The 2430-nt window shown below is 58.6% G+C and carries 2 protein-coding genes; both read right to left on the reverse strand.

Translation table 11 applies throughout. The features are described 5' to 3' along the window. Positions 1 to 61 precede the first annotated feature (61 nt). On the reverse strand, positions 62 to 802 hold the full coding sequence (gene istB, locus KEHDKFFH_RS19910; RefSeq protein ID WP_104323508.1) for an IS21-like element helper ATPase IstB: 741 nt from the start codon (positions 800 to 802) through the stop codon (positions 62 to 64). Beyond that, entirely contained in the window at positions 789 to 2294 is a 1506-nt protein-coding gene (istA, locus tag KEHDKFFH_RS19915; protein WP_192875818.1) for an IS21 family transposase, read from the reverse strand. Before istA ends, istB begins: the two co-directional genes overlap by 14 nt. Between the last annotated feature and the right edge of the window lie 136 nt (positions 2295 to 2430).

Genomic DNA, 2430 nt, shown 5'->3' on the forward strand with positions numbered 1-2430 from the left:
TGTCAATGGCCATTTATTTTGACCCACCTTTGGCCAATAAAATTGACCCACCTTTCATAGTCTAGCTTGTGGTCTTCTGCTTTAGCCGATAGCTTTCTCCTCCCAACATAAAGATGTGTGAATGATGGATAACCCGGTCAATGATCGGCACCGCGACGTTGTCGTCGTGGAAGAACTCGCCCCAACTGGTGAAGTCCTTGTTGGTGGTCAGGATGATGGACCGGTATTCGTAAAGGCTGTTGATCAGCTGGAACAGGTTGTAGCGGGCCTGCCGGGTCATGGGCAGGTAGCCCAGCTCATCGATGATCAGCAGGTCGTACTTGGCCAACTGGCTGACCCGCTTTTTTAGCTCACCCTTCATTTCGGCCAGTTCCAGCTCTTCCACCAGATCCAAGGCGTTGCGGAACAACACCCGGTAACCGGCTTCCACTGCCTTGTGGCCAATGCCGATGGCCAGGTGGGTCTTGCCCACACCCGGCGGGCCGATAAACACCAGGTTGTTCCGTTCGTCGAGGAACTGGAAGTCCAGCAAGGCGTTCACCTGGCGCTTGTTAATGGTGGTCTGGTGCCGGTAGTCGAAGCCCTCCAGGCGCTTCTCCGCTGGGAACGCAGCCATCTTCCGGTTCCGGCGGATACGTTTGTCCTGGCGCTGAGTCATCTCATGTTCGGCAAGCCTGTCCGCGAAGCTCAGATAAGACATCTCGTTGGCTTCTGCCTCAGCCAGCAGATTCGTTAATTCATCAGCGGCTGCGCTCAGACGCAGGCTGCGGTATCGGGCCACGGTTTGCTCAAGCTGGCTCATGGGTCACCCCCTGGCCACTGGAGTGGCCAAGACGCTGGTAGGCACTCAGATCCAATGCTTGCTTGGGTTGCGGTAACGGCTCCGGCTGTCGCTCCCGCAGAACGGCGGCCTGGGCCGCTTCCAGGTAGCTTTGCAGTCGTGTGGCGGTCATGCCGGGGCGCTCTGCCAGCGTCGTGATCAACACGGGATCCACGGGTTCGTGGCGCTTGAGCAAGTCGCGGGCAGCCACCAACTGATCCTTGTAGATCTTGGGCTCGGAGCGTTTGAGCTGCTGGCACAACCGATGCCCGGTCTCGTCGCCGATCAGGGCGTTGATGCCGGCTTCCAGCTTGTTCACGCGCTGGGCATGATCCCGGTAGTGATGGGTGTTCTTGATCACCTTGCCCTTGTCCGTACACAGGGCATGACTGGCGATGACGTCGCCTGTGCTCAGGTCGCTGATGTGCAGTTGGCCGCCGGACTCCAGAACGCCCACCCGGGCCTGTTGCCAGGCCATGGGCACGGAGTATTTGTTGGCCTTCCAGGCGATCAGGCCGGTCTTGTCGGCTCTTCGTGTCTCCCGGGCCACAGACTGCACGCACGCCGGTGACAGATAGGCCGCCAGATGTTCTCGTTCATCCTGCTCGAACCGCTCCCGGGGTGGTTCTCCGGTGGTGCCGTGGATGCGGACATTGGCCACACTCTCAACCCAGTCCTGCACGTGCTGACGCACGTGCTCCTGGTCCCGGAAGACCTCGCCGTAAAGGCAGTCCTGTTTGACGTATTTTACGCCGGCTTCCACCTTGCCCTTGCTCTCCGGGTCATAGCCTTCACAGGCATGTATCCGGAACCCGGCCGTAGTCGCATACTCATGGAACCGCTGGTTGAGAGTCAGTTCCCGGTACCGTTCGTTGATCACCACCAGCTTGGTCTGATCGTAAACGCACTCCTCCGGCAGGCCACCGAAGTACCGCAGGGCTTCATCGTGGAGCTGGATAAACGTCTGGGTATCCAGGGGGCGGAAGGCCAGACCCACGTACATCAACCGCGAGTAAGACAGCACGAACACCACAAAATGCAGCGTGCGTTCTTCGCCACCGATCAGCACGCCGCGCAACTCACCGGGGTCCACCTGGCACTGAACACCCGGCACATCGTCCAGAATGGGTTCGTAGTAGCGTATCTGGGCCGAGGCCACTTCCTCCTTGAGTGCTCGCACATAACGGCGAATGGAGCGATCTGAGGCCGGTAAGTCGCCGACCTTTGCCTGAAGCTTACGGGCAATCTTGACGGCGCTGAGCTTGGGAAATTGCTTGAGCAAATGCACCAGGTAATCCCGGTGATCGTCGAGGCGCTTGCTCCGTGAGGGATCTGCAAACTGCTCTGTGATCGCATCCACCTCCATCCGCAAATACTTGCGTACCGTGTTCCGGGATAACCCCAGTTCCTGACTGATGGCGCGGATCGACAGTCCTTTACCGTTATCGTGCAGTGCCTTGATCTTGTGTATCACAACCCACTCCTTCACTGACATGCCCCCGGCCATCGATAAAAGCGGGGGACAGTAGCTGGTTCTGTGGCCTGACGGCCACTCGGAGGTGGGTCAAAACTAATGGCCAGTAGTGGGTCACTTTAATTGGCCACTAACA

This window comes from Marinobacter maroccanus (assembly GCF_002933275.1).
Taxonomy (GTDB): domain Bacteria; phylum Pseudomonadota; class Gammaproteobacteria; order Pseudomonadales; family Oleiphilaceae; genus Marinobacter; species Marinobacter maroccanus.